The 26,446-nt window shown below is 61.7% G+C and carries 22 protein-coding genes; 9 read left to right on the forward strand and 13 right to left on the reverse strand.

The annotated features are described in order from the left end of the window. Nucleotides 1–57: 57 nt before the first annotated feature. Nucleotides 58–711, reverse strand: a complete 654-nt coding sequence (locus tag AB4048_RS01145) for an invasion associated locus B family protein (protein WP_442200063.1) — start codon at nucleotides 709–711, stop codon at nucleotides 58–60. 264 nt (nucleotides 712–975) lie between these two features. On the opposite strand from AB4048_RS01145, the gene AB4048_RS01150 reads away from it, so the two are divergent. Beyond that, nucleotides 976–2,784 (forward strand): extracellular solute-binding protein, encoded by a 1,809-nt coding sequence (locus AB4048_RS01150; RefSeq protein WP_442200064.1) that lies wholly within the window; start codon nucleotides 976–978, stop codon nucleotides 2,782–2,784. A gap of 167 nt (nucleotides 2,785–2,951) precedes the next feature. Beyond that, complete coding sequence (locus AB4048_RS01155) at nucleotides 2,952–3,623, forward strand: DsbA family oxidoreductase (protein WP_442200065.1); 672 nt, start codon at nucleotides 2,952–2,954, stop codon at nucleotides 3,621–3,623. Nucleotides 3,624–3,631: 8 nt separating this feature from the next. Here the strand turns inward: AB4048_RS01155 and AB4048_RS01160 are convergent, their stop codons facing one another. The 4 genes from AB4048_RS01160 to AB4048_RS01175 form a co-directional block, all read right to left on the reverse strand. Continuing rightward, entirely contained in the window at nucleotides 3,632–3,889 is a 258-nt protein-coding gene (locus AB4048_RS01160; protein WP_442200066.1) for a BrnA antitoxin family protein, read from the reverse strand. Next, nucleotides 3,873–4,157: a BrnT family toxin gene (locus AB4048_RS01165; protein WP_442200067.1), complete on the reverse strand. Its 285-nt coding sequence runs from the start codon at nucleotides 4,155–4,157 to the stop codon at nucleotides 3,873–3,875. The genes AB4048_RS01160 and AB4048_RS01165 overlap by 17 nt, the downstream gene beginning before the upstream one ends. A 687-nt stretch (nucleotides 4,158–4,844) precedes the next feature. Continuing rightward, complete coding sequence (gene mfd / locus AB4048_RS01170) at nucleotides 4,845–8,345, reverse strand: transcription-repair coupling factor (RefSeq protein ID WP_442200068.1); 3,501 nt, start codon at nucleotides 8,343–8,345, stop codon at nucleotides 4,845–4,847. Beyond that, nucleotides 8,345–8,659 (reverse strand): FAD assembly factor SdhE, encoded by a 315-nt coding sequence (locus tag AB4048_RS01175; protein WP_442200069.1) that lies wholly within the window; start codon nucleotides 8,657–8,659, stop codon nucleotides 8,345–8,347. The genes mfd and AB4048_RS01175 overlap by 1 nt, the downstream gene beginning before the upstream one ends. Before the next feature lie 167 nt (nucleotides 8,660–8,826). Here AB4048_RS01175 and recG point away from each other — a divergent pair, with 167 nt between their 5' ends. Beyond that, a complete protein-coding gene (recG, locus tag AB4048_RS01180; protein WP_442200212.1) occupies nucleotides 8,827–10,932 on the forward strand; it encodes an ATP-dependent DNA helicase RecG in 2,106 nt (701 codons plus the stop codon). Between the two features lie 18 nt (nucleotides 10,933–10,950). Here the strand turns inward: recG and AB4048_RS01185 are convergent, their stop codons facing one another. The 6 genes from AB4048_RS01185 to AB4048_RS01210 all read right to left on the reverse strand — a co-directional run bounded on the left by AB4048_RS01185 (nucleotide 10,951) and on the right by AB4048_RS01210 (nucleotide 17,058). Further along, entirely contained in the window at nucleotides 10,951–11,382 is a 432-nt protein-coding gene (locus AB4048_RS01185; protein WP_442200070.1) for a plasmid maintenance toxin (PemK-like), read from the reverse strand. Next, nucleotides 11,369–11,647: a type II toxin-antitoxin system Phd/YefM family antitoxin gene (locus AB4048_RS01190; protein WP_442200213.1), complete on the reverse strand. Its 279-nt coding sequence runs from the start codon at nucleotides 11,645–11,647 to the stop codon at nucleotides 11,369–11,371. Before AB4048_RS01190 ends, AB4048_RS01185 begins: the two co-directional genes overlap by 14 nt. Before the next feature lie 320 nt (nucleotides 11,648–11,967). Beyond that, complete coding sequence (locus AB4048_RS01195) at nucleotides 11,968–12,654, reverse strand: DUF502 domain-containing protein (RefSeq protein ID WP_442200071.1); 687 nt, start codon at nucleotides 12,652–12,654, stop codon at nucleotides 11,968–11,970. Nucleotides 12,655–12,820: 166 nt separating this feature from the next. Then, a complete protein-coding gene (gene glmS, locus AB4048_RS01200; protein WP_442200072.1) occupies nucleotides 12,821–14,647 on the reverse strand; it encodes a glutamine--fructose-6-phosphate transaminase (isomerizing) in 1,827 nt (608 codons plus the stop codon). A 204-nt stretch (nucleotides 14,648–14,851) separates the two neighbouring features. Further along, the gene (gene glmU / locus AB4048_RS01205; protein ID WP_442200073.1) at nucleotides 14,852–16,213 is read right to left on the reverse strand and encodes a bifunctional UDP-N-acetylglucosamine diphosphorylase/glucosamine-1-phosphate N-acetyltransferase GlmU; all 1,362 of its coding nucleotides are present in this window, start codon (nucleotides 16,211–16,213) and stop codon (nucleotides 14,852–14,854) included. A gap of 104 nt (nucleotides 16,214–16,317) precedes the next feature. Beyond that, nucleotides 16,318–17,058 (reverse strand): FadR/GntR family transcriptional regulator, encoded by a 741-nt coding sequence (locus tag AB4048_RS01210; protein ID WP_442200074.1) that lies wholly within the window; start codon nucleotides 17,056–17,058, stop codon nucleotides 16,318–16,320. 480 nt (nucleotides 17,059–17,538) lie between these two features. On the opposite strand from AB4048_RS01210, the gene AB4048_RS01215 reads away from it, so the two are divergent. Then, nucleotides 17,539–18,783, forward strand: a complete 1,245-nt coding sequence (locus AB4048_RS01215) for an alpha/beta hydrolase (protein ID WP_442200075.1) — start codon at nucleotides 17,539–17,541, stop codon at nucleotides 18,781–18,783. Between the two features lie 66 nt (nucleotides 18,784–18,849). On the opposite strand, the gene AB4048_RS01220 is transcribed toward AB4048_RS01215, so the two are convergent. Continuing rightward, nucleotides 18,850–20,556, reverse strand: a complete 1,707-nt coding sequence (locus AB4048_RS01220; protein ID WP_442200076.1) for a hypothetical protein — start codon at nucleotides 20,554–20,556, stop codon at nucleotides 18,850–18,852. A 196-nt stretch (nucleotides 20,557–20,752) separates the two neighbouring features. Then, complete coding sequence (locus tag AB4048_RS01225) at nucleotides 20,753–21,094, reverse strand: hypothetical protein (RefSeq protein WP_442200077.1); 342 nt, start codon at nucleotides 21,092–21,094, stop codon at nucleotides 20,753–20,755. A gap of 317 nt (nucleotides 21,095–21,411) precedes the next feature. Here AB4048_RS01225 and AB4048_RS01230 point away from each other — a divergent pair, with 317 nt between their 5' ends. The 5 genes from AB4048_RS01230 to AB4048_RS01250 are packed head-to-tail and all read left to right on the forward strand — an operon-like array spanning nucleotide 21,412 to nucleotide 26,428. Further along, on the forward strand, nucleotides 21,412–22,389 hold the full coding sequence (locus AB4048_RS01230) for an AAA family ATPase (RefSeq protein ID WP_442200078.1): 978 nt from the start codon (nucleotides 21,412–21,414) through the stop codon (nucleotides 22,387–22,389). Nucleotides 22,390–22,398: 9 nt separating this feature from the next. Beyond that, complete coding sequence (locus AB4048_RS01235) at nucleotides 22,399–23,373, forward strand: DUF58 domain-containing protein (protein ID WP_442200079.1); 975 nt, start codon at nucleotides 22,399–22,401, stop codon at nucleotides 23,371–23,373. 1 nt (nucleotide 23,374) lies between these two features. Then, the gene (locus tag AB4048_RS01240) at nucleotides 23,375–23,887 is read left to right on the forward strand and encodes a DUF4381 domain-containing protein (RefSeq protein ID WP_442200080.1); all 513 of its coding nucleotides are present in this window, start codon (nucleotides 23,375–23,377) and stop codon (nucleotides 23,885–23,887) included. Further along, entirely contained in the window at nucleotides 23,874–24,863 is a 990-nt protein-coding gene (locus AB4048_RS01245; protein WP_442200081.1) for a vWA domain-containing protein, read from the forward strand. Before AB4048_RS01240 ends, AB4048_RS01245 begins: the two co-directional genes overlap by 14 nt. Then, nucleotides 24,860–26,428, forward strand: coding sequence for a VWA domain-containing protein (locus AB4048_RS01250; RefSeq protein WP_442200082.1), 1,569 nt, complete (start codon nucleotides 24,860–24,862; stop codon nucleotides 26,426–26,428). Before AB4048_RS01245 ends, AB4048_RS01250 begins: the two co-directional genes overlap by 4 nt. The last annotated feature ends 18 nt before the right edge of the window (nucleotides 26,429–26,446 follow it).

A 26,446-nucleotide genomic window follows, 5' to 3' on the forward strand; every position in this document is an offset into this window, starting at 1 on the left:
AAACCCCGCGGACCGAGCGGTCCACGGGGTTCGGTATTTCAGAGGTAGGCGCGCTGCTTACTGCTGCTTAGCGGCCTTCTGCGCGTCTTCCAGCTTCTTGCGAGCTTCCTCGGCCTTCTTCTGCATGCTGTCCTGCAGGCTCTTCTGGCTTTCGGCAAGCTTCGATTCGGAGATTGCCTCGCCATCGAACGCAGCGCCGAAGCCCTGCAGCGAAATCTTGATCGGGTTCGGCGCGCGGCGGAAGTTGATCGAGGTCAGGGTCACGTCAGTGCCCTTCTTGAGGCTTGCGATCATCGCATCCGTAACCGGGATTTCAGCCGTGCATTTGTCCGGCAGGCAGACCGCATATTCGATCTTCTGGCCCTTGCCGCCATCGACCTGCATGGTGATGCCGGGCGGGATCAGGCGGGCGGAGGGGACGGAAACCTGAAGTACCTTGCGGTTGACCTTGCCTTCGATCGAGATGAGGCCGACCGCCGTCACCAGCTGGCCGCTGTTGGCCATGATCAGGTTCTGCACGATGCAGATGTCGTTGTCGTCCTGCTTGGTGCAGGTCTTGTACCAGCCGAGACGCGGAGCGCCGGGCGCGGCAGCGGCAGCGTCGCCGCCGGCGGCCTCTTGGGCGAAGGAAGCGGCTGGGGCTGCTGCGCCAAGCGTGAGAGCCAGAGCAGAAAGAGCTGCCCGCATTTTATTGTCAGTCTTGAACATCATAGCGAAATCCGCCTCCTGAAATCCGATCGGAGCAGCCTCTGCCGCTCCATGCCGTACCGGTCAAACCGCCGTCCACCTGTCGAAAGATTGAGGCGAATGCATGACCCGAAACTCCGGATCACCTGTTACATCGCACTGCGGCGGATATCCAGCATTTCTTTGGTCATTTCTTGCGCGCGCCTAAGAATTCCCCCAGTCACATGCTGGATGTGTTACTGGCGTGATAAAGTCGCGCAGAATCAACGCTTGTCCGAAAAGGATATCATGCCAGCACTTCGGGTTGCTCTCTTCCTCGCCCTTGCCGTCTGCTGCAGCGGCGTCGCGGCGGAACCTCTGCACGGAATTGCCATGCATGGCGAACCTGCCCTGCAGGCCGACTACAAGGCGTTCCCCTACGTCAACCCGAACGTCAAGAAGGGTGGTCACATCACCTATGGCGTGGTCGGCACCTTCGACAATCTCAATCCCTTCATTCTAAAGAGCATGCGCACGACCGCGCGCGGCATGTGGGATCCGCAGTACGGCAACCTCATCTACGAATCGCTGATGCAGCGCTCGCGGGACGAGCCTTTCACGATGTACGGGCTGCTCGCCGAGAGCGTTGAATGGGATGAGGCGCGCAGGTTCATCCAATTCAATCTCAACCCCGCTGCGCGGTGGTCGGATGGCCAACCGGTCACGCCTGATGACGTCATATTCTCGTTCGAGCTACTCCGCGACAAAGGCCGCGTGCCGTTTTCGGCGCGTCTGAACACTGTCGACCGCATGGAGAAGGTCGGCGATCATAGTGTCAGGTTCACGTTCAACGAAAAGGCTGACCGGGAAACGCCCCTGATCCTTGCGCTTTCGCCTGTCTTGCCCAAGCACGCCATCGATCCGGCAAAGTTCGACCAGACGTCGCTTACCGCCCCGATCGGCTCCGGCCCCTACCGGATCAAGAACGTGAACCCGGGCGAGAGCATCGTCTTCGAGCGCAATCCCGACTATTGGGCCAAGGACCTGCCATCCAAGGTCGGGCACGATAACTACGACCTTATCACCATCGACTATTTCCTGCAGGAGACGACCCTCTTCGAGGCCTTCAAGAAGGGCGACGTCGATATCTACGAGGACGGCAGCCCCGGGCATTGGGCGGCGGCCTACAATTTTCCCGCCGTCACGTCCGGCGCAGTCGTTCGCGACGTCTTCGAACCCAAGCTCCCGAGCGGTATGCTCGGTTTCGTCTTCAACACCCGACGCCCTGTCTTCGCCAATCCCAAGGTGCGCGAAGGGCTGACGCTCGCCTTCGATTTCGAGTGGGTGAACAGGAACCTGTCGTCGAACGCCTATACGCGGACGGAAAGCTACTGGCAGAATTCCGATCTGTCTTCGTTCGGCGTGCCGGCGGACGAACATGAACTGGCGATGCTCGGCCCCATCAAGGACCGTATCGATCCCGCCGTACTCGACGGCAGCTACAGGCTGCCGGTATCGGACGGTACCGGCCGCGACCGCACGGTGCTCAGAAAGGCGGTCGATCTGCTGAAGCAAGGCGGCTTCACCATCAAGAACGGCAAGATGGTCGATGCTAAGGGTCATCAGCTGGCGTTCGAGATCATGACACAGAACACCGATCAGGAGCGGTTGGCGATTGCCTTTCGCCGGTCGCTCGAACTGCTAGGCGTTGCGGTCACGATTCGCACCGTCGATGATTCGCAGTATCAGCGCCGCACGATGGCTTTCGACTACGACATGATCATCAAGTCCTTCACGTCGTCGCTGTCTCCGGGAACCGAACAAATCGGACGCTGGGGCTCGGCGGCACGCGATCGCGAAGGCAGCGAGAACTTCGCGGGCGTTGCCGATCCGGACGTGGACACGCTCGTTTCGCATATCCTGTCGGCGCACACGGCCGAGGATTTCCGCGATGCCGTGCGCTCTTTCGACCGGATGCTGATATCCGGCCACTATGTCGTCCCCCTCTACCATGTCGATCAGCAGTGGGTCGCGCGGCGCAAGCGCATCGGCCATCCTGAGGACGTGCCGCTCTACGGGTATCAGTTGCCCACCTGGTGGGATGCCTCCGCGCAGTGATTGCAAGCGCGGGCTACAGCAATCCCAGGAAAAGTGTGACGCGGCTTTCCGTCCGGAATTGCGCAAAAAACAAACGAATAGAACGTTTCGGTCTTTCGAAGAAAGACGGAAACGGGCTAAGAGCCCTAGACGGGAAATAACCGGCGACCAAAGAGAAAGGATCAGCCATGGAGCGCATAACGATCGACATCATCTCGGACGTCGTCTGCCCATGGTGCTATCTCGGCAAGGCGCGGCTCGAGCTTGCCATCGCCGAGGTGCAGGACGAAATCGGCGTCGACATCAACTGGCGCCCCTATCGCCTCAATCCGGACTATCCGCCTGAAGGTGTCGACCAGAAGAAGGCTCTCGCCGAGAAGCTTGGCGGCGCGGAGCGGGTCGCATCCGCGCACCAGAAGCTGGTGCAGCTCGGCAAAGAGGTAGGGATCGCCTTCGATTTCGACGCCATCAAGATCGGCCCGAATACACTCGACGCGCATCGCCTGATCCACTGGGCCGGAACCGAGGACCGGGAAAAACAGGAGCGGGTCGTCACGGCGCTCTTCAAGGCCAACTTCGAGCAGGGCCGCAACGTCGGCGACCACGAGGTCCTGATCGACATCGCCGCAGAGGCGGGCCTCGCCGTCCCGGTCGTCGCCTCGCTGCTGGCATCGGACGCGGATCGCGACCTGGTGGTTGCCGAAATCGGCGCCGCCAGCCAGATGGGCGTTTCCGGCGTTCCCTTCTTCATTTTCGATCAGCAATATGCGGTCAGCGGCGCACAAACGCCCGATGTGCTTGCGGGCGCACTGCGCGACATCGCGAAAATGAAGGCCGAAGCTCGAGCCAATCTAAACTGACTATAGCGCTACTTGGCCAAGTCATTCTCAAGCAGCATGCGCACATAGCGCGCGTAGGGAATGCCCCGCGCCTTCGCCTTGCGCTTCAAGGCGTCCAGCAGCGGTTGCGGCAGGCGCATGTTCAGAGAGGCCAGTTTTGGCTCGACTTCGAAACGCATGGGCTTGAAGCCTGAAAGATCATAGGCCGTCAGGTCCGCTTCCTCGACGAACCGCTCAGCCGCTTCGTCGCTGCGAAGCGAGGGCATGGGCTTAGCTTTTGCGCTCATAACCGTCGATCTCCTTCTGATGCATGTAGCGGGCACTTATGGGGCGAAGCCTGGTTTCGCCATCGATCCGGCGCAGCATGAACACCAGAAAGACATATCGCCCCGTCTCAGTCTTGCCGATGGCCCGCATGCGCGGCTCATCAGGATGCGGATCCGGCATGACTGAGGGTGTACCGAGCAGAACCTGCTCTATTTCCTCGCGCGAGACGCCATGCTTCGCGCATTTCGGCCAATTGCCTTCATCCCAATCGAAGCCCCCAACCCGCATGACGAAATACTACACATTTGTCTACACAACATCAAGGCTATTTCGCCGTTTTCGCCAAGTGCGCAGACGACCAAAGCACCCTGCAAACGGCTTTCTGGGGTCGGCTCATGTCGCAAACAGGATAACAGCCGGACATGAAACAAAGGCCTGAGAAAGCAAATTCAATCACTTAATCATTTTTTCATCCCCCTTGCTCGCAGCCATGCCACAATCCCTCCGTCCCGCCATCGGATACACCGCGAGGCGTCGCGGCGAGGTGGGGTCGGCGCTTGGGGTTGGGGAACGACGTAAGCCCCCTCCTCGAGGGTCCGCAGAAAAAGGTCTCCCTCCGGAGACGGCGGCGGCGTGGAGACGCGCCGACGGGTTTCGCTCCGGACGTGCCTGTGCGGCACACATGGTTCTCGCTGCCGATGGAGGTGGCGAGGGTCGCAGAGAGACCAGAGTTGCGGGCATAAACCGCCGAACGGGGTGCCGGAAGACGCCATCTATTTTAGTTTCACGAGGCAACTTCAGGCGCCCCGTCCGAAACGACATGCCGCTGAACCGGGGATTTCCGCCTCCGGCGGTTCCGGCATGGCTATTTGACAGTCACCATCCGCCTTGCGAAGCAGCCGTTCGGGCCAGCGTCTGCCCGCGACGCGAACGTGCCCGCTGATCGAGGTCGGAGGCTTGTCTACAGAAATTAGGTCACTTCGCCATTTCCGCCAATTGCGTCATGACGACGGCAGCGCCCTGCAGCCGCTTTTCCGGCGTCGGCAAGTCGCGGGTCAGGAACACGCTGTGGTCGGGGCGAATTTTCGCCATCGAGCCCTGCTTGGCAATATAGCCGACGAGGTTTGCCGGGTTCGGGAATTCCTTGTTGCGGAATTGCACGACCACGCCCTTCGGGCCGGCATCAAGCTTCTCGACATTGGCAATGCGGCAGAGCGACTTGATGTAGACGATCTTGAGCAGATGCTGCACCTCGATCGGCATCGGCCCGAAGCGGTCGATCAGTTCCGCGCCGAAGCTGTCGATTTCCTTCGGTTCCGCTACCTCGCCGAGGCGACGGTAGAGCGCCATGCGCAGATGCAGATCCGGCACGTAGTCATCAGGGATCATCACCGGCGTGCCGACCGAAATCTGCGGCGACCAACCGGTATCCGCGATCTCGTCCACACCCCTCACCTCGGCGACTGCTTCCTCCAGCATCTGCTGGTAGAGCTCGAAGCCGACTTCCTTGATGTGCCCCGACTGCTCCTCGCCAAGCAGGTTGCCCGCACCGCGGATATCGAGGTCGTGGCTCGCCAGCTGGAAGCCGGCGCCAAGCGTGTCGAGGGACTGCAGCACCTTCAGCCGCCGCTCGGCGGTTGCCGTGAGCACCTTGTTGACTGGCAGCGTGAAAAGCGCAAAGGCGCGAACCTTGGAGCGCCCGACGCGGCCCCTGAGCTGATAGAGCTGCGCCAGGCCGAACATGTCGGCACGATGCACGATCAACGTGTTGGCGGTCGGCACATCCAGGCCGGATTCGACGATGGTGGTCGATAGCAGCACGTCATAGCGGCCGTCGTAAAAGGCGTTCATGACGTCTTCGAGCTCGCCAGCCGCCATCTGCCCGTGCGCCACCGCAACCTTCAACTCGGGGACGTCGGATTGCAAGAAGGCCCGGATGTCCTCGATATCGGCGAGCCGGGGGCAGACATAAAAACTCTGGCCGCCGCGATAGTGCTCGCGCATCAGCGTTTCGCGGATGACGAGCGAATCGAAGGGTGAGATGAATGTACGCACGGCCATACGGTCGACCGGCGGCGTCGTGATCAGCGATAGTTCGCGCACCCCGGTCATGGCCAACTGCAGCGTTCTCGGGATCGGTGTCGCCGACAGCGTCAACACGTGCACGTCGGACTTCAGTTCCTTGAGGCGCTCCTTGTGCTTGACGCCGAAGTGCTGCTCCTCGTCGATGATCAGCAGGCCGAGATTGGCAAAGCTGATGCCGGCGCCGAGCAAGGCATGCGTGCCGACGACGATATCGGTCTTGCCGTCGGCCACTTCCTTCTTCGTCAGTGCAAGCTCCTTTGAGCCGACGAGACGGGAGGCCTGTTGCAACCGAATCGGCAGGCCGCGGAAGCGTTCGGTGAACGTCTTGAAATGCTGGCGCGCGAGCAGTGTCGTCGGCACGACGACGGCCACCTGTGCCCCGTTCATCGCCGCCACGAAGGCGGCGCGCAGCGCGATTTCCGTCTTGCCGAAGCCGACGTCGCCGCAGACGAGACGGTCCATCGGCCGCCCGGCCCCGAGATCCTCGCGCACCGCCTCGATGGCGGTCATCTGGTCCTCGGTCTCCTCATAGGGAAAGCGAGCTGAAAACTCGTCGTAGATGCCGTCTGGTGCGGCAAGCACCGGCGCATGCCGCGTCAGGCGCTCGGCCGCGACGCGGATCAGGCCGTCGGCCATGTCGAGCAGCCGCTTCTTGAGCTTGGCCTTGCGCATCTGCCATGCGCCGCCGCCGAGCTTGTCGAGTTGGGCATCACTGCCTTCCGAGCCGTAGCGCGACAGAAGATCGATATTCTCGACCGGCAGAAAGAGCTTCGCCTCGTCGGCATATTGCAGCTCGAGGCAGGCATGGGGGGCGCCGGCAGCCTCGATCGTCCTCAAGCCCACGAACCGCCCGATACCGTGTTCCGCGTGAACGACGATCGAGCCTTCGTCGAGGCCCGCCACTTCCGAGATGAAATCGGCGGCGCGCTTGCGGCGCTTCGAGCGGCGCACCATGCGGTCGCCGAGAATATCCTGCTCGCCGATGACGCAGAGGTCGCCGGCTTCGAACCCGGCTTCCAGGCTGAGAACGGCCGCGGCCGCCTCGCCTTTCCCGAGACCACCGAGATCCTTCAGCGCGCCGATCGCCTTGACGCCGCCAAGACCATGCTCGGCCAGCACCTGCAGCAGGCGGTCGAGCGAGCCCTCGGTCCAGGCCGTGATTAGAACCTTGGCGCCAGCGGAGCGCCGGTCGGCGATGTGCTTGACTACGGCGTCGAAGACGTTGACGCGCTCGGCCTCGGTGTTTTCCGTCGCTGCGCGCGCCCAGCGCAGGCCCTGCCGTGCCTCTAAATTGACGACCCGGCGCGCTTCGCCTTCATGCTCGTTGAACGGCGAGATGCGGACGGCATTCAGCCCGTCGAGCATCCCGGCAAAGGTCTTGCCGTCAAGGTAGAGCTGGCCGGGCGCCACCGGCTTGTAAGGCGTACCCTGCGCCATCTGGCCCTTGCGGGCTTCACCGGCGTTGAGACGAGCCTCGTAGTAGTCGAAAACCAGCTTCGAACGTTCTTCCGCCGCCTCGCGCGCGGTGTGATCCACCACAAGCCGGAACCCCTTCAGATAGTCGAAGGCGGTTTCCAGCTTCTCGTAGAAAAGCGGCAGCCAGTGCTCCATGCCGGCATAGCGCCGTCCCTCGGAGACGGCGACATAGAGCGCATCGTCGCGCGTCGCCGCGCCGAAGGAGGAGAGGTAGTTCTTGCGGAAGCGGCTGATAGTATCCGGCGTCAGCGTCACTTCGCTCATCGGATTCAGATCAAGAGACCGAACCTGACCAATGGTGCGCTGGCTGGCGGGATCGAAGCTGCGGATGCTTTCAAGCGTGTCGCCGAAGAAATCGAGCCGCACCGGCTCTTCGGTCCCCGGCACGAAGACATCGAGGATACCGCCGCGCAGGGCGTATTCCCCGACCTCGCGCACGGTCGCCACGCGGTCGAAACCGTTGCGCTCCAGCCGGCCTGCGATATCGTCCATGCGCACCTGGTTGCCGGGACGCGCAGAGAAGGCCAGGCTTTCGATCACGTCTTGCGGCGCCACCTTCTGCAGCATGGCATTGACAGTGACGAGGACGATACCCGCATGCGGTTTGTGGCGATGCGCGATCAGGCCGCTCAACGCCGTCAAACGGCGGGCGGACGTGTCCGAGCTTGGCGAAACGCGGTCGTAGGGCAAGCAGTCCCAGGCCGGCAGCGTCAGGACCGGAATGTCGGGTGCGACAAAGCCGAGCATCTGCTCCAGATCGGCCATGCGCTGACCGTCGGACATGACATAGGCCACCGGCTGGCCGGCGCGCGCAAGCTCGGCAAGCAGCAGCGGCTCGAGCCCGACAGGAACGTTGCCGATCGTCAGCGGCTCGACGATCGCCGCGAGTTTCTTGATGTCGAAGCCGGGGATCATCAGGCTTTCCCGAGGAGTTCGGCCGTCACCTTCTCGAAATCGGGCGAATAGGCGGCGATGCGGGCGTAGAGAGGCGTATTCAAGTGGTCGGGGACCGGCAGCGTACCGAGGATCCAGCGGACAAGGTCATTGTCCTCTTCAGCCATGATCCGCTCCAGTTCGTCGAGTTCGCCTTCCGAGAGCGTGGGCAGCTCGTTATCGGCAAACTGACCGAAGACCAGATCCATCTCGCGGATGCCGCGATGCCAGCAGCGAAACAGGATGCGCCTGCGGCGCGGGTCGAGATCGGAACTGCTGAGTGTGACGCCTGTCATCGAAGTGACCTTCCTGTTGATGCGCCTCTATAAATCATTGCCTCGAACTGAGGAAACCGGTTTTTGGCCCTCTCACGCGGAAAGTGTCAGTGGAGGGGCAACGCCCCGGTGCCTGCGACCGCTATTCGGACTTGCCAGCGCCGGCGCTGCATCGCATCTTGCGCGCCATGCGCCCTGCCGTTCTCGATCCCCTATTCGCATCCGTTTCCTCGCTGCCGGGCGTCGGGCCAAAGGCCGCCGAACTCTTGGTGAAACTTACGGATCGTGAAACGGTCGATGATTGCCGGGCGATCGATCTTTTGTTTCACGCCCCCTCCTCACTCATCGACCGTCGCGAGCAACCGGGTATCGCACGGGCGCCACAGGGCGCGATCGTCACGATCACCGGTCGGGTCGATCGCCACCAGCCGCCGCCACGCGGGCGCGCCAATATTCCCTACCGCGTCTTTCTACACGACGAGACCGGAGAACTGTCGCTGGTCTTCTTCCGCGGCAAGGCCCAATGGTTGGAAAAACAACTGCCGATCGATGAAACCGTCACCGTGAGCGGCAAGGTCGACTGGTTCAACGGCCGGCCCTCGATGGTGCATCCGGACTACATCGTGCGCGAGAGCGAGGCGGAAAACCTGCCGCTGATCGAACCGGTCTATCCGCTGACGGCGGGGCTTTCACCGAAATTCCTTCGCAAGACCATAGAAGCAGCACTCGCTCGAATGCCGGAGCTCCCTGAGTGGATCGAACCGGCGCTATATGAGAAGCAGGGCTTTTCCAGCATCGCCGACAGCTTCCGGATGCTGCACGAACCGCGCGACGCCTCCGATATCGACCCGCAAGCCCCGATGCGCCGGCGGCTCGCCTATGACGAGTTCCTGGCGGGCCAGCTCTCGCTCGCCCTGGTGCGCCAGCGGCTGAGAAAGGTGGCCGGACAGCCGGTGCGACCGACAGGCGAGATCAGTCGCAAGATACTTGATAACCTGCCCTTTTCCCCGACGCGCAGCCAGACGGCGGCGGTCGCCGAGATCCTTGAGGACATGGCGGGCACCGAGCGCATGCTGCGGCTTCTGCAGGGCGATGTCGGCTCAGGCAAGACGCTCGTCGCGCTGCTAGCCATTGCCGCGGTGATCGAGAGCGGGGGCCAGGCCGTGTTGATGGCGCCGACGGAAATTCTCGCGCGGCAGCATTTCGCGACGATCTCCAAGCTGGCTGCCTCCGCGGGTCTCGGGGTGGAAGTGCTGACCGGGCGCACGAAAGGCCGCGAGCGCGACGCGATCCTTGAACGCATCGCATCCGGCGAGGCGCAGATCGTCATCGGCACCCATGCGCTGTTCCAGGACAGCGTCTCCTACGCTAACCTCATGCTCGCCGTCGTCGATGAGCAGCATCGTTTCGGCGTGCACCAGCGCCTGCGCCTGACGGCGAAGGGCATCTCGCCGCATATGCTGGTCATGACCGCGACACCGATCCCGCGCACCCTTGTGCTTGCCGCCTTCGGCGACATGGACGTCTCGAAACTCACCGAGAAGCCGGCGGGCCGCAAGCCGATCCAGACCATCACCATCCCGACGGAGCGCACCGGCGACATCGTCGCGCGTCTTGAGAGCGCGCTTGCAGAGGGCAAGAAGGCCTATTGGATCTGCCCGCTGGTCGAGGAATCGGAAGAGTCCGACCTGATGTCGGTCGAGGAAAGGTATCAGACGCTCACGAAAGCGTTGGGAGACGGCGTCGGTCTCATCCATGGCCGCATGAGCGGGCCCGAGAAGGACGCGGTCATGATGGCCTTCAAGAACGGCGAAATCCGCCTTCTGGTCGCCACTACGGTCGTGGAGGTGGGCGTCGACGTGCCGGATGCGACGATCATGATCATCGAGCATGCCGAACGCTTCGGTCTGGCGCAACTCCACCAGCTGCGCGGGCGCGTCGGGCGCGGCGACGAGGAATCGACCTGCATCCTGCTCTACAAGGGGCCGCTCGGCGAAACCGGCCGTGCGCGCCTGTCGATCATGCGGGAGACGGAAGACGGTTTCCGCATTGCCGAAGAGGATCTGAAGCTGCGTGGCGAAGGCGAACTCCTGGGCACACGCCAGTCCGGCACGCCGGGCTTCCGCATCGCCAGCCTCGAAGCGCATGCGGACCTGTTGGAGATCGCCCGCAAGGATGCCGCCTATCTTATCGAGCGTGATCCCGATCTAACCGGCGAGCGGGGCAACGCGGTTCGCACCCTGCTCTATCTACACCGTCGCGACGAAGCGATCCGCTTCCTCAGGGCCGGATAGTATCGGCCGGAGCGCGGGCTACTCGCTCCGCTCCGTCGCCCGATGACGCTGTCCGCGCGCGATCTCCACAAAGCGGCGCTTAACCTCTTCAAACAATGCTGGCGGCAGAGGACCGTGGTAACCGCTGTCACTATCGATCGGCCGAATGTCTGGTCCTGGCCAGACAAATCGATTGCTCTCGGTCAAGACGATCCAAGATTGTTCGTCGTCCAGCCCAAGGCGGCGTTTCGTCGCTGGAGGGATCTCGATCGCGTCGCTTGGCGTGGACGGTGCCGAATGGGTGATCGGAAGAACGCGCACGATCGGCGCTCCGTCTTCCAGTATCGCTACAACGGCGAGCACCAAAACGGGGCGATCCTTGTCACCCTCCTCGCGACCTTCGAGATGCTGCCAATGCCAAAGATAGGAGTATCGGAAGATCCACCCGACCTTCACATCAGTCGGCAGCATGCTTGCCAGTCAGCAGCTCAGCGTTGAGGTGATCGAAACCCGGTTCCATTTCCGAAGTTTCAATCGCGGCGACCTCTTCATCACTCAAGCCGGCGGTCAGTTGCACGCGGCGATCACGCTTCGCCAGACGGAGGTAGTCCTCATACGCCATCAGAACCGTACGTGGCCGTCCGTTCTTGGTAATGATCACCGGTTCACGCACCGCCTGGTCCTGATAAGCGCCGAAATTCTTGGAAACCGCAGCCGCGGTTACAGTAGATGTCATCATGAGCCTCCAGTTTTCCGTAAAATACGGTATTTCCGGATTCTTTCAAGATGACCTGCCGGCCCTCTGGAGAACAGAACCGCAAACGCAAGGAGTCTTCCTTCTGTAGTAACCGCGCGACTCTTCCATGGGAGGGACGCGATTTGAACGTCGGCTGATTTTCTCGCGTCAATGGAGAAGATATCCGCGCGCCCTTCGCCAAACCATCCAGGACGAAAACATGATGGCCAGATGACAGTTGTAGTACGCAGCTCCTCAGACCGTCGCGAGCGATCGCGTCGCGTCCTTGCGAGGTCCACCGTGAAAGTGCTCAGGGAAGACTAGCTCGCGACGGGGCTGCGGTGCGGCTTGCGCGTGAGCTTTTCCTTATATTCCGGCGTCACAAGACCAGCCGAAATCAAAAGCTTTGCTCCATCCTCGGCGCTCATATCGAGGATGACGATCTTTTCGCGAGGTACGAAAACGAGGAAACCAGCCGTCGGGATCGGCGTCGGAGGCAGAAAAACGCTGACCATGTCCTGGCCCATGGCGTTGAATTTCGAAGCGATCTCACCCTTGGCGTCGGTCGAGATGAAGACGACGGACCAAAGCCCAGGGCTCGGGTATTCGATAAGCCCGACCTTCTTGAAGGAGGTGCTCTGCTCGTTCAGCACCGTTTCGACGATCTGTTTGACGCCCTTGTAGATCGTCCTCACCAGCGGCACGCGGCGCACGACCGATTCGCCGAACTGCACGATAGTCTGACCGATCAGGTTCTTGCCGAGAAAGCCGATGATCGTGATGAAGATCATCGCAATCACGAGGCCCGTGCCGGGGACCGCGAAATTCAGGTAGTTTTCCGGATCATAGCGCGCGGGAATATAGGGATGCACCCAGCTGTCAGCCCAATGGACGACCGTCCACGTCAGCCACAGAGTGATAGCGATCGGCGCGCAAATGATGAGCCCCGTCAGGAAATTATTCCTGATCCGCGCCGCCACGGACAACTTGATGAGATGATGCGACATTCGCCGTTCGTGCACTCCGTTCAGAAGCCGATCGATTCCGCCCACCTCCAGCTACTAGTGGAAGCTGCCAGAAATCGCGGGTGCGCACAACCCGATAGATGGAAAGCCGGGCGCTCCATGCGCCCGGTTCACAGCGACTTTACCGCTGAGCGGACAAATCGCCCGGCTATTCGACCGTCACCGATTTTGCGAGGTTTCGCGGCTGGTCCACGTCGGTGCCCATGAACACGGCGGTGTGATAGGCGAGCAGCTGGATCGGCAGCGCGAAAATCATCGGCGCGATGAGTTCATCGACATTTGGCAGCGTGATCGTCGCCATCGTCGGAAGCGTCGAGGCAGCAGCCCCCGCCTCGTCGGTAATGAAGATGATCCTGCCGCCGCGCGCGGCGACCTCCTGCATGTTGGATACGGTCTTCTCGAAGAAGCGATCGTGGGGCGCGATGACGATCACGGGCATGTTCTCGTCGATGAGCGCGATCGGCCCGTGCTTCAGTTCGCCGGCGGCGTAGCCTTCTGCGTGAATATAGGAGATTTCCTTGAGCTTCAGCGCACCTTCCATCGCCAGCGGGAAGCTTGTGCCGCGCCCGAGGTAGAGAACGTCCTTGTATTTCGAGAGGTCGCGCGACAACGCTTCCATCTGCGGCTGGATGAGGTTCAGCACGCTCGCCATGATGCGCGGCATTTCGGCGAGGTGCTTGAGCATCGCCTTTTCTTCGTCGGCGCTGATTATTCCCCGCGCGCAGCCGGCGCCGATCGCCAGAGACGCCAGAACGGCAAGCTGGCAGGTGAATGCCTTCGTCGACGCCACACCGATCTCGGGTCCGGCCAGGATGGGGAAGACGGCGTCGGATTCGCGCGCGATCGTCGATTCCTTGACGTTGACCACGGCGCCGATTTTCAGTCCGTTCTCCTTGCAATAGCGCAGCGAAGCCAGCGTATCGGCGGTTTCGCCCGATTGCGAAATGAAGAGCGCTGCCTGCGACGGCGACAGCGGCATTTCGCGATAGCGGAATTCGGAGGCAACATCGATTTCGACCGGCAAGCGCGCGTAGCGCTCGAACCAGTATTTGCCGACGAGCCCGGCGAGGTAGGCGGTGCCGCAGGCGGAAACCGCAAGGCCCGAGATCGCCTTGAAATCGATCCCCGTGGCATCGACGCGGATGCGGTTGCTGGCGAAATCCACGTAGTGGCTTAGCGCGTGCGAAATGACTTCCGGCTGCTCGTAGATTTCCTTCTCCATGAAATGCCGGTGGTTGCCCTTGTCGACTACATAGGCCGCGGCCTGGGAAACCTGCCGCTGGCGGCTGACCGGATTTCCGGAGAAATCAAAAATCTTAGCGCCGTCGCGCGTAAGGACGGCAAAGTCGCCGTCGACGAGGTAGGTGATCTCGTTGGTGAAAGGAGCAAGTGCGATCGCGTCGGAGCCGAGAAACATTTCGCCGCGGCCGTGGCCGATCGCAAGCGGCGGCCCGGAGCGTGCCGCCATCAGCGTATTGGGATCTTCGCGGAACATCACGAGAAGTGCGTAGGCGCCCTTCACACGGTTCAGCATCTTCAGCATCGCCGCGCGCGCCGGGATGCCCTCGCGGATGTACTTGGCCAGCAACTGCGCGACCACCTCGGTATCGGTCTGAGAGGCGAAGTCGGCACCTTCGGCCTTCAGCTCCTCGCGAAGTTCGGAGAAATTCTCGATGATGCCGTTGTGGACGACGGCGACGCCGTCGACGAAGTGCGGATGCGCATTGGTTTCGTTCGGTACGCCATGGGTAGCCCAGCGCGTGTGGGCGATACCGGTCGCGCCCGGAAGCGGTTCGTCGTGAAGACGATTTTCCAGATTGAAAAGTTTGCCCTCCGCACGACGGCGCGCCATCCGCCCCTCGTGGATCGTCGCGACGCCTGCCGAATCATAGCCGCGGTACTCCAGGCGCCTCAACGCATCGACGAGCCGCTCCGCGACCGCGTCCTTACCGACAATCCCCACTATGCCGCACATCGCGATTCTCCCGTGTCCTATCCCTATCGCAGTGCGATGCATGCACGCAGCTGCGAATATCTCATGGGCGCATGACCCGACAGCCGAGTCGACTAGGAACTTCGGATAGGGTCATGCGCCGAGTGGCGAGTTCTATCGACTTGCCGAGGTTTCTCAATAAGCTGACCGGTCACTTTCGATATCTGACCGTTACGATTGGACGGCCTATTCCTTGGCGTTTTTCGCCGCCTTCATGGCAAGCGCGCGTTCGCGGATCACGGTGGCGCGGCCGGGTTTGACTTCCTGGCGCGCCCTGCCGAGGGCAAGCGCTTCGGCGGGAACGTCTGCGGTGATGACGCTGCCGGATGCGACATAGGCGTTTTCACCGATGCTTACCGGCGCCACCAACGAGGAGTTCGAGCCGATGAAGCTGCCTGCTCCGATATGGGTTTCGAACTTGTTCACGCCGTCGTAATTGCAGGTGATGGTGCCTGCGCCGATATTGGCGTGGGCGCCGATCGTGGCGTCGCCGATATAGGTCAGGTGGTTAACCTTGGCGCCCTCCCCGACCTTGCTGTTCTTGACCTCGCAGAAGTTGCCGACCTTGGAATTTGCCGCAAGTTCAGCGCCCGGACGCAGCCGTGCGAAAGGTCCGATCTCCGCGCCGGCTCCGATGCGGGAACGCTCGATGTGGGAGAACGAGTGGATGACCGCACCGCTTTCGACAACGGCCCCCGGTCCGAAAAACACATTGGGCTCGATCACGACGTCCTGGCCGATAACGGTGTCGTAGGCGAGAAAAACGGTCTCGGGCGCGATCATGGTAACCCCGGAGATCATCAGTTCGTGACGCCGGCGCTCCTGCCACAGGCGTTCGATGACGGCGAGTTCGGCGCGATTGTTGCAGCCGGTCAGCTCGGTCTCCGAAGCGTCGACCGCGACCGCCTGGCCGCCGAGCGAGCGGGCGATCTGCACGACGTCGGTCAGATAGTATTCGCCCTTGGCGTTGTCGTTTCCAATGCGGTCGAGCAGGTCGAGTGCCTTGCGACCGTTGATGGCCATCAGCCCGCTATTGCACCAGTTGACGCGCCGTTCGGCGTCGGTGGCATCCTTTTCCTCGCGAATAGCGATAAGTTCGCCGTCCTTGACGAGGAGGCGACCGTAACCGGTCGGGCGTTCAGTATGAAAGCCGATGACGACGACGTCGTTGCCGTCAGCCAGGCCCTGGCGGGCTGCACGAAGCGGCGCCTCGGTGATCAGGGGCACGTCGCCGTAGGCGATGAGAATATCGTCGTAACCCGCGGCAATAGCCTCGCGGGCGGCGAGCACCGCATGGCCGGTTCCGAGCCGCTCCGTTTGCAGATAGGCATCGACTTTCATGCCGTCGATGCGCGCGGCGGCGGTGACGCCGTCAGCGTCACGGCCGACGACGAGTGCTGCCGTCGATATGTCCGCACGGGCGATCGCCTCCATGACGTGAGCAATCATCGGCCGCCTGCCAACGGGATGCAGCACCTTCGACATCGACGACTTCATGCGGGTGCTGTCGCCCGCGGCTAGGACGACGGCAAGGCAGGTGCGTTCCATTTCAAGCTCCGAAACATGGGGCGGCCAAGTGCCGAGACGAACGGCCGTTTCGTCGTCTCATAGCAGCAAGTCGACAAGGGGACCAAGGCGAAAATCGCGACGGATCACCTGCGTTGGGGAATGGAGGAACTCGCGAGAATCCGGTCGCGGCCTTCGATGATGACGTTTTCCATCGCCTTGCGCGCACCCGGGACGTCGCCGGCGGCGATCGCATCGACGATCAGCATATGCGTCGCGGAGATGTTTCGGTAGCCGTCGTGCGAGGGTGGCGTGCTCATGCGGAACATGCCGACCAGCGCTGCCTCGATGAGGCTGCCCACGGTGCGCATGAAGGGATTGTGGGAGGCATCGGCGACGGCCAGATGAAAATGCAGGTCGGCGACGGCGAGACTGTCCGGCGTATGCCCCTGCGCCGCCATGTCGGTTGCGAGCCGGCGCAAGACCTCGATCTCTTCAGCGTCCGCGCGCTCCGCCACCAGGCCGGCGGCGAACGGTTCAAGCGCCAGACGGATGTCATAGAGATGCAGCAGGAATTCCTGGTCGACACCGCTGTCGAAATGCCAGGTGAGGACCTCGCTGTCGAACATGTTCCACAGGTTCTTCTCGGTCACCTTCGTGCCGACACGCGCGCGCGGAACGACGAGCCCTTTCGCCGCCAGCGTCTTCATGCTTTCACGCAGGACCGTTCTCGACACCTTGAAGCGCTCGAGCAGCTCGACGTCGCCGGGAAGTATCCCGCCCACCGGAAATGCGCCAGATACGATCGCCTTTCCGAGCTCGTCGACGACCTGCGCGTGGCTGGTCCGGGTTCTTTTCTTCCGTATTTCAAGCAATTTGCCGCGCAACCAATCCCTCCAGTCCACAGCGCGGCGCGTCTTAAAGCGACGGGCACTGCAGCATTTTGAATTTGCGCATACGCCCTTCCATAATCTGAAGGACTATGCGTTAGACATATCTTCTATTAAAGCGGGACAACAACGACAGAGCGCCCACCGTTGCGAGTGAATATACAGCGGACGTATAAAGCGAAAAGGCCGTACCGGACAAGCCCGCCAGCAAAGCCGACCATGCCCACATGGGAAATTATCATACAATTGATGGCCGCGCGCGTATAGATGAAGGCGCGTGACCTAATTGCATCAGACGATGAAGAACCCGATCGAGGGTCTCTTCATAGCGGAAATTTCAGGCTATAACCGCGCTCTGCCCTACGCAGGAAGTCGTCGTAACGGTTACGTTACTTCAATGCGCCGGGCTTTTGGTAAAGGATGTGCCGCGGACTGGGATCTGGGACCTGGGACAGCGCCCAACCGTGAGAGCAGCGTATGCGTCAAAGAGCATTCCGTGCCCAAGCCATCCTTGCGATCGCGTTGCTCCTGGCTTCGTGCGCAGGCCACCCCAAGGGAGTGATGGTGCCCGTGGCGGAAGTCCGCCCGGTGCCAGGATCAAGCAAAGTCGATATGCTGGTCGCGACCAGCCGTGCTCCTTCTGGCAATCCCGCCACCCTATTTGCCGGCGAGCGCAGCCCTCGGCCATACCTGACAGCGGTGCAGATTTCGATTCCGCCCGAGACGCACCGCAAGCCGGGCGAAGTGGAATGGCCCAAACGGCTGCCGCCGAACCCTGCTACCGACTTCGCCGTAACGAAGCTCGACCAGCTGCACACCGTCGACGACGGCCGTGCCTGGTTCAAGCAGCACATCGTTGACGGTCGTGCGCTCGTTTTCGTGCATGGGTTCAACAATACCTACGAAGATTCTGTGTTCCGCTTCGCCCAGATCGTCCACGATTCCGGCGCCCAGGCCACGCCCATCCTGTTCACTTGGCCATCGCGCGCGCGCCTGTTCGACTATGTCTACGACAAGGAAAGCACCAACTATTCGCGCACCGCCTTCGAAAACGCCCTGAGAACGCTGGCCGCCGACCCTGATGTCAAGGACATCACCATCCTTGCCCATTCCATGGGGACCTGGCTTGCAATGGAATCCCTGCGGCAGATGGCCATTCGCGACGGAAAGGTCAATCCGAAGATCAACAACGTGATCCTCGCCTCGCCCGACATCGACATCGACGTCTTCGCTCGTCAGTTCACCGAGCTTGGACCGAACCATCCGAAGTTTACGGTCTTCGTCTCCCAAGACGACCGGGCACTATCGGCGTCCCGCCTCATTTCGGGCGACGTGCTGAGGCTCGGAGCCATCGATCCGTCCGCCGAACCCTATCGATCGAAACTGGAAAAGGCAGGCATCAACGTTTTCGACCTGACCAAGGTGAAATCGGGCGATAGTCTGAACCATGGAAAGTTCGCCGAAAGCCCGGAGATCGTTCAGCTGATCGGGCAGCGGCTGGTGACCGGGCAGACGTTGACGGACTCTGACGTCTCCGTCGCGCAGGGCGTGACCGCCGTTCTCGCCGGAACGGCAGGCACGGTCGGCAAGGTCGCCGGCGCGGCGATCACGGCGCCGATCGCGATCACGGAAATGCCGAGGACAGCGCCGCCGGCGAACAAGGCAAACCAGGTGGACCAGATCTTCCAGAGCGGCTCGCAGCCGGCGGAACTCACCAATTGAGGATACTCGAAGCCTTCCGACTTTCCTCATGCGAGGGGTACTGAGGCCACTGATCCCGTTAGCGCATCAGTTTTCGCGCTCGACAGCCTTCGACAGCCCAGCTTCCAACGCATCGATCAGGCTGGGTGCGTATTGCCGAGCGCGCATGGTTTGAAAATAGGCCTCGAGCTTAGCCGGATCAGCGCCGGTGATGTTGAGGGTTGCCCCGGCCTCCGTCGGGTTGCCGAGTTGCCCGCGCGCGGCGGCAGTCAGGACGTTGACGGTACCGTTGTCGGTTTCCGCCAACTGAGCCACATTCCGCAATGCGTCCTCATATCGTCCGGTACGATAGGCCTCCAGTGCCAGCGTGACGATGGCATCGGGACTGTCCTCGGTTTCCAGTGCCTCGGATTTCCGCGCCAATGCGACGCCTTCTGCCCATTTGCCGGATAGGAACACCATCAAGCCCAGCTTTGCCATAACCGCGCTGTTTGCGGGATTGAGCGACATCGCACGATAGCCCGCGGCGATCGCGGCATCCATGCGGCCGGCCTCGAAGAGGACGAGACTTTGGGCAAGCTGAGCGCGATCGGAAGAGGGCGCGAGCCGGACGGCTCTGGTGGCGATCGCCAGTGCTTCCGTCGGATCGGCGCTCGCCATCAGCATCGCCTGCATTGCGTTCGCATCGGAGGACGTGGCCGAGACGGCAAGTGTGGCCCTCAGGCAATCGGCGGCGGAGCTCTTCTGTGCTTGATCATGGGATTGAACCGCCGCCTGCGCCCACAACACGCAGCCGTTGCCGAGCGACGGCGCAGTCAGTTCCTTGCTCATCTCGACGTCGTTGATGGCGCCGCGCCGACCGGCAAGCCGGATGGCGACCTTGGCTGCAAGCGCCTGCTCGCCGGTCATGCCGAATTGGGCGCCGCCGCCATGCTCGACGCCGGAGCGCAGCACTTCGCCGGTGGCGTCGTCGGTGACGCGCCACCAGACGGAGGCGTCGCCGCCCTCTTCCGCATATTTTAGCGTAACGCGGTATGGGTGGCTGCGGGAATTGGTCGTGTTGCCAATGCTTGACGTGTAAACGACGGGCCTATCCTCCGTCGCGGATGCAAGCCGGAAGGTCTGAAACTGCGAAAGCGCGACCATGATGCCATCGTGGACGAACTGGGCGTTGGCACCTGTCGCATCGTTCGGAACCTTCATATCGACGGTGACGATGGGCTTGTCGGTCCAGACAGGTGGGCTCCACACGCCCGACTGCGGCAACCAGAACCCGATTGCGCCCGCGCATGTTACGAGGGCTGTAACAGTTACAATCGCCAGCGCCGGCGTCAGCCACAGTCGCCTATCGGTGTTCGCGCTCGCGACGGTGCCTCGGTTTCGTATTCGGTCCAGCAACGTCGGTGCGGTCGCTGGCTGTTCCGTGCAGATCGGGGAAAAGACCGGAACATAACGGCCTTTCGGCAGGTCGATGCGCACACAAGCGCCTTCCGGTCGTGAATCGTAGTACTGCGAGAGCGCTGTTCGCAGCCTCGTCGCCTCGATCCTGACGATCGGATCCAGCGTTGGATCGAAAGTCGACGGGCGGCCGAACACATCGACGGCGATGGTGTAGGCTTTTACGGACTCCGCCCTGCCCCCGAAATATTCGTTGGCAGCGAATCTCAGGAAACTCTTGTTGCGCTCAGGTGTGCGAAAAGCCGGATCGGCAAGCAACCGATCGAGTTCCCGCTGAGCGTCTTCAACGGGAACGACGCTCGCGCCGAGGACGTCCCCCGCTACACCACTCTCCATCGGCTCCCCCGCTGAAGTCGCAACTTTAGCAACAGCTTATAGAAGTGAGAATGGCAGGTAAATACGATTACGCCATGGTTGACGGGCGAAATTGTTGCATTTTCGAGACCAATATTAGCGAAACGCTATAAATAATACTGTATGATTGAAAAAAAATTCTCCTGGAGGCGGCGATGTGCGATTCCGGCACGTCCGTTTAAAACTGTTTGTGATCCAGGCTGAGACAGAGTTCCACGACCTCGCTCTCGATTTCCGAGCAGACAGTCTCGTACTCGGCGATCATCTTCGGGTTCATGGGAACCTCTTTGTAGAGACGCGACAGCGTTGCGCTGGCATCGTCGAAGGCATCGCAGAGACTTCGCAGATCAGTGTTTCGCACGCTGAGGATCTGCAGCTGACCGCGCAACGCGGGTAGCCTCAGCATCAGTTTCCATAGCCCCCTCTGCGCCGATGCGTTCTCCATGGCTTTTACCGCGTGCCGAAAGCCGATCCCCGGTAGCCACAGGGCTGCCTGTCGGCATTCATGGAAATGACTCATTAAGCCGCATTTCCTGTTCGAATGGGAGTACGTTACTGTTAAGGAGGCGGACCGCTGGCTATCTCGTGCTCTGAGTTGCGGGCCACTGTCGTGTGCGGTCGGCGAACACTACGCTGTGTTTACTGTTACGTACTTCCCTCGCGGACTATCTCCCGAAATCATGACCCTCACCGTCGAGCAATCGCCGTTCGCCACCGCTCGTAGCTACAGGCGATCTCGGAATCTGGAAAACGCGATCGGGCGAAGGCCCAAAAAGGATGCATTGACGCGCCGCGGCGCCGTCGCCGCGTCGCCGCAAGTGAAAGGCTCGGGAGGCCATGGCAGCACACGACGATATCATCGCCCTGGGGCAGCGCATCAATCAGTCGATCATCGGTCAGGCGAGCATGGTCGAGCGCCTGCTGCTCGGGCTGCTGGCGAACGGGCACCTTTTGGTCGAAGGAGTGCCTGGATTGGCAAAAACCAGAGCAATCAAAAGTTTGGCTAAGAATCTTGATGCGGAACTTTCACGCGTTCAATTCACGCCAGACCTTCTCCCCGCAGACATCACCGGCTCGGAAATCTATTTCAGCGAAGGCGGAAAGGGAGAATTCAAGTTCCAGCAAGGGCCGCTCTTCGCAAACCTTATTCTTGCCGATGAGATCAACCGTGCGCCTGCAAAGGTCCAGTCGGCGCTGCTCGAAGCAATGGAGGAGCGGCAGGTGACGGTCGGCGGGAAGAGTTACCCCCTGCCTGATCTCTTCATGGTCATGGCGACGCAAAATCCCATTGAACAGGAAGGCACCTACCCGCTTCCAGAAGCCCAGCTCGACCGGTTCTTGATGCACATTCATGTTGGCTACCCGGACGAAGCAGCGGAGGCCGACATCATGCGCCTCGTAAGAAGCGAGGAGAACGCGACGAAATCCGCAGGGGCCGCTCCAGACCGGCAGAAGCTCGACCCGAAGGCAGTCTTTGATGCGCGCGCGGAGATCGGCAAGGTTACAGTGTCCGAGCCGATCGAAAAGTATATCGTCGCCCTCGTCTTCGCGACGCGCTATCCTGAGAAGCTGGACAAGGACCTGGCGACTTGGCTCGAGGTCGGCGTCAGCCCGCGCGGCGTCATCAGCCTCGACAAAGTGTCGCGCTCCTACGCCTGGCTCAAGGGGCGGAACTACGTCACTCCGGATGATGTGAAGGCCGTCGTCAACGACGTATTCCGTCATCGCCTAATCCTGTCCTACGAAGCGCACGCCGCGAATACGACGCCGGACCAGGTCGTTGACCGCATCGTGGAGCTAGTCGCTGTCGCTTGAGGAGCTCGCATGCTGCGACCGCATATCAAGGCGAACGAGAAAGCATCGGCGGCCGAGGGCGTCTATGCGTCGGTCGAGCACCTTGTTTCGCTTGAAACGCGGGCACGCGACCTTTCCTTCATGCAGAAGGGGCCAGTACAACGGCTGCTCGCGGGGCGCATGCAATCCAGAATGCGCGGGCGCGGACTGACGTTCGAGGAATTGCGCGAATACCTGCCCGGCGACGATATCCGCACGATCGACTGGCGCGTGACCGCACGCACCGAAAAACCGGTCGTTCGCGTCTACGCCGAAGAAAAGGAGCGTCCCGCGCTCGTCGTCGTCGATCAGCGGCTCAACATGTTCTTCGGTAGCCGGCTTTCCCTCAAATCGTACACGGCCGCCGAGGCGGCGGCGCTCTGCGCCTGGCGCATACTCGGCTCCGGTGACCGCGTCGGCGGCATCGTTTTCAACGACAGCGACATCGTTGAATTGAGACCGCATCGCAGCCGGGAGGCGGTGATCGCGCTTGCAAACGCGATTTCGGCGCAGAATTGCGCGTTGACGGTCGCGGATGCAACGGAACCGTCGGTGGAGCAGCTTGACCGAACGCTGTCGATCGTCGCCAATATCGCCCACCACGACCACCTGATCATCCTCATTACCGATTTCGACGGCCACACGCCGGCCACGCGCAACGCCCTGCTGAGGCTCGCGGTTCGCAATGATGTGGTCTGCCTCCTGGTCTACGACCCCTTTCTTCTTAACTTGCCGACAAGCGGCGATCTCGTCGTCAGCGGCGGCAACCTGCAGGCCGAGCTTTCGTTTCGACAAGCTGGCCTCCGCCGCGCCGTGAGCGAGTTTGCCAGTTCTCGGGGCCGCGAATTGGTACAGTGGCAGCGGGAGCTGGGGCTGCCCATGCTGCCCGTATCGACGGCCGAGGAAACCGCGCCGCAATTGCGCCGCCTCCTGCAACAGGCCGCATGGCGGCAGAGGAGGCGCTAGCATGGCGGAGCCCGCGGCGCAGCCCGATCCAATCACCCAAGCAGCACTTCGAACGCTCAAGCATATCGCCGAGCCGCCGCCGGTCTCGTGGTTTCCGCAGACATGGGGATGGGCGGTCGTTGCCTTTCTCATCGCGGCTGTGGCAGGCATCCTGTTCGTCCGCTGGCTGAGGCGCTACCGCGCCGATCGCTACCGCCGCGAGGCCCTTCGCGAACTCGACGCGCTCGGATCGAGCCCGAACTCCCAGCAAAACATCGAGGCAGTCGCCGTATTGTTGAAGCGCGTGGCGCTTGCAGTCTATCCGCGCCAGGAGGTTGCATCGCTATCTGGCTCCAAATGGGTGGAATTTCTGAAGAGCCAAGACGGCGGCCAGTTGGGCCGACCGCTGGCGGAGATGCTGGACGACGCCGAATACAGCGGCGCCGATCATGTGTCGTCGCCGGTATCGCCGCCTGCCGAAGCGGTCGTCGCTGCCGCGCGCTGGTGGATCGAGGGCCATCATGTACGCGCTTGATCATCCTTGGCTCCTCGTGCTGTTACCGCTGCCGCTCCTCGTCTGGTGGCTGCTGCCACCCCATCGAGAGATATCGGCCTCGGTGCGCCTTCCTTTCTTCAGCAAGGTTGCGGAAGCCGCCGGCATCCGGCCGACGACAGGCGCCGTCATACCACGCAGGAGCTGGCCGCAACTCATCGTGGAAGGGCTCGCGTGGGGCCTGATCGTCCTTTCCCTGGCGCGGCCGCAATTCGTCGAACCGCCGCTGGAAAAGACCGAGCCGCAGCGCGATCTGATGCTGGCGCTGGATCTCTCTCAATCCATGGACACCAAGGATTTTCATGCGCCTGACGGCACTTTGACCAGCCGGCTCGGGGCGGTGCGCAAGGTGGTCGCCGAATTCGTGAACCGCCGTCCCGGCGACCGCATCGGCCTGATCGCATTCGGCGATGCGCCATACCCGCTGGTGCCCTTCACCATGGACCATGCGACGGTGCAATCGATGATCGCCGAGATCCTGCCCGGCATGGCCGGCCCCCGCACCTCGGTGGGTGATGCGATCGGCCTTGCCATCAAGATGTTCGATAAGAGCACGGTGCCGGAAAAAGTGCTGATCGTACTCACCGACGGCAACGACACGGCAAGCAAGATGCCGCCGGTGAAAGCGGCTGACATCGCACGACAGAAGAAGGTCGTCATCCACACTGTCGGCATCGGCGATCCGGCGGCGACGGGCGAAGACAAGCTCGACACCGCGACGCTGCAGAAAATCGCCGAGGAGACGCATGGCCGCTACTTCTTCGGACAGGACCAGAACGAGTTGGAGGCGATCTACGCCACCCTCGATCAGATCACGCCCGCCGATCAAAAGACGATTGCCTGGAGGCCGCGCGTCGAGCTCTTCTATTATCCGCTGGGTGCTGCCGTGGCACTGCTGCTTGCCTACCATCTGGCAGCGGCGCTTGGCACGCTCGTCAGAAGACGGGCGGCGCTATGATTGAGAACTTTCATTTCCTCAGGCCCTGGTGGCTGTCGGCACTTGTGTTCGCCGCCGCTTTCTTCTGGCTGGCGTCGCGCTCAACGGACATCCGGAGCCGCTGGAAGGGCCTGATCGCCCCGCATCTGCTTGACCACCTGGTTATCGACGGCGCTGGCAACGGACGTTTTCGTCCTCAGCATCTGATGGCGGGCCTGATCGCGCTTGGCGCAATCGCGGCCGCGGGCCCCACCTGGCAAAAAGAGCTTCCGCCGTTCGTTCAGGACACGGCGCCGCTGGTGATTGCCGTCGATCTATCGCAGACGATGGATGCGATCGACATCACGCCATCGCGGCTCGAACGCGCCAAGCTCAAGATCAAGGACATTCTGGCTGAGCGCAGCGGAGCAAGAACGGCGATCGTCGCTTATGCGGGCTCGGCGCATCTCGTTCTACCGCTGACCGAGGATACGGCGCTCATCGAGACCTATGTCGATGCGTTTGCGACACGCATCATGCCTATCGAGGGCAAGGATACGACGAAGGCGCTGATGGTTGCCGGCGAAGCGCTTTCGAAGGAGAGCACCGCTGGAACGATCCTCCTGATGACGGACGGCATAGAGGACAAGGCCTATCCGGAACTCAAGGCGGATCAGGCAAAGAACAACATTCTCGTGCTCGGTATCGGGACAGCCGAGGGTGGGCCGGTGAAGACCGGAACCGGTGCATTCTTGACTGGAACCGGCGGCGCCCGCCTGATCGCCAAACTCGACGTCGAAGGTCTGAGGAATCTTCGTGCCTTGACCAAGGCCGAGGTCGTGACCGTTACCGCCGACGACAGCGATGTACGCTGGGTTTCCGAGCGCATCGCTTCGCATTTCGACCAGCGCCTGTCCGACGAGGGCAATCGCTGGCGGGACGCCGGATGGTGGCTGACCATTCCGATCGGCATCCTCGCCGCCTTGTCGTTCCGACGTGGCTGGGTGGTGCGGGCAGCGGTTGCGGTGATGTTGCTTCACCCCTTTTTCGGCGCACGAGACGCGCGCGCTGCCGAATGGCATATGGTGGACGCCTGGCTGACGCCGGACCAGCAGGGACGGCGCGCCTTCGAGCGCGGCGATTTCGATGCTGCGGCCGAGCACTTTCAAGATCCGTTCTGGCGCGGGACCGCACTCTACCGCGCCGGCAAGTTCGCCGAGGCGATCGATGCCTTCGCAACCGTGAACTCGGCCGAAAGCTACTACGATCAGGGCAATGCCCTCCTCCATCTTCTGAAGTTCGAGGAAGCTGTCGCGGCCTATAAGCAAGCCCTCGCCTTGAGGCCCGACTGGCCGGAGGCGGAGGCAAACCTTGCGGTCGCCAATCGGCTGCTTGCCGTAAAAAAGGATGAGGAAGAGGAGCAGCAGCAGGAGCCCAATCTGAAACCCGATCAGGTTCAGTTCGACAAGAAAGGCGAAAAGGGCAAGGAGGGCCTCGTCAACGCCGGCGAGCAGACTTCGGAAATGTGGATGCGGAATATCCAGGTGAGCCCTGCAGACCTGATGGCACGCAAGTTCGCAATCGAAGCGGGGAACAGCCAGCAATGAGGGCGCTTTGGAGACTGC

It is taken from the genome of Rhizobium sp. RAF56 (genome assembly GCF_052113965.1).
In the GTDB taxonomy this organism is placed as follows: domain Bacteria; phylum Pseudomonadota; class Alphaproteobacteria; order Rhizobiales; family Rhizobiaceae; genus Rhizobium.

Excerpts from the sequence above, each read along its gene's own strand:
- AB4048_RS01245 (WP_442200081.1), top strand. The coding sequence starts at position 23,874 with ATGTACGCGCTTGATCATCCTTGGCTCCTCGTGCTGTTACCGCTGCCG.
- AB4048_RS01225 (WP_442200077.1), bottom strand. The coding sequence starts at position 21,094 with ATGAGTCATTTCCATGAATGCCGACAGGCAGCCCTGTGGCTACCGGGG.
- AB4048_RS01165 (WP_442200067.1), bottom strand. The coding sequence starts at position 4,157 with ATGCGGGTTGGGGGCTTCGATTGGGATGAAGGCAATTGGCCGAAATGC.
- AB4048_RS01190 (WP_442200213.1), bottom strand. The coding sequence starts at position 11,647 with ATGACATCTACTGTAACCGCGGCTGCGGTTTCCAAGAATTTCGGCGCT.
- AB4048_RS01220 (WP_442200076.1), bottom strand. The coding sequence starts at position 20,556 with ATGGAGAGTGGTGTAGCGGGGGACGTCCTCGGCGCGAGCGTCGTTCCC.
- recG (WP_442200212.1), top strand. The coding sequence starts at position 8,827 with ATGCGCCCTGCCGTTCTCGATCCCCTATTCGCATCCGTTTCCTCGCTG.
- AB4048_RS01155 (WP_442200065.1), top strand. The coding sequence starts at position 2,952 with ATGGAGCGCATAACGATCGACATCATCTCGGACGTCGTCTGCCCATGG.
- glmS (WP_442200072.1), bottom strand. The coding sequence starts at position 14,647 with ATGTGCGGCATAGTGGGGATTGTCGGTAAGGACGCGGTCGCGGAGCGG.
- AB4048_RS01145 (WP_442200063.1), bottom strand. The coding sequence starts at position 711 with ATGATGTTCAAGACTGACAATAAAATGCGGGCAGCTCTTTCTGCTCTG.
- AB4048_RS01175 (WP_442200069.1), bottom strand. The coding sequence starts at position 8,659 with ATGACAGGCGTCACACTCAGCAGTTCCGATCTCGACCCGCGCCGCAGG.
- AB4048_RS01215 (WP_442200075.1), top strand. The coding sequence starts at position 17,539 with ATGCGTCAAAGAGCATTCCGTGCCCAAGCCATCCTTGCGATCGCGTTG.
- AB4048_RS01195 (WP_442200071.1), bottom strand. The coding sequence starts at position 12,654 with ATGTCGCATCATCTCATCAAGTTGTCCGTGGCGGCGCGGATCAGGAAT.
- mfd (WP_442200068.1), bottom strand. The coding sequence starts at position 8,345 with ATGATCCCCGGCTTCGACATCAAGAAACTCGCGGCGATCGTCGAGCCG.
- AB4048_RS01240 (WP_442200080.1), top strand. The coding sequence starts at position 23,375 with ATGGCGGAGCCCGCGGCGCAGCCCGATCCAATCACCCAAGCAGCACTT.
- AB4048_RS01160 (WP_442200066.1), bottom strand. The coding sequence starts at position 3,889 with ATGAGCGCAAAAGCTAAGCCCATGCCCTCGCTTCGCAGCGACGAAGCG.
- AB4048_RS01230 (WP_442200078.1), top strand. The coding sequence starts at position 21,412 with ATGGCAGCACACGACGATATCATCGCCCTGGGGCAGCGCATCAATCAG.
- glmU (WP_442200073.1), bottom strand. The coding sequence starts at position 16,213 with ATGGAACGCACCTGCCTTGCCGTCGTCCTAGCCGCGGGCGACAGCACC.
- AB4048_RS01235 (WP_442200079.1), top strand. The coding sequence starts at position 22,399 with ATGCTGCGACCGCATATCAAGGCGAACGAGAAAGCATCGGCGGCCGAG.
- AB4048_RS01250 (WP_442200082.1), top strand. The coding sequence starts at position 24,860 with ATGATTGAGAACTTTCATTTCCTCAGGCCCTGGTGGCTGTCGGCACTT.
- AB4048_RS01150 (WP_442200064.1), top strand. The coding sequence starts at position 976 with ATGCCAGCACTTCGGGTTGCTCTCTTCCTCGCCCTTGCCGTCTGCTGC.
- AB4048_RS01185 (WP_442200070.1), bottom strand. The coding sequence starts at position 11,382 with ATGCTGCCGACTGATGTGAAGGTCGGGTGGATCTTCCGATACTCCTAT.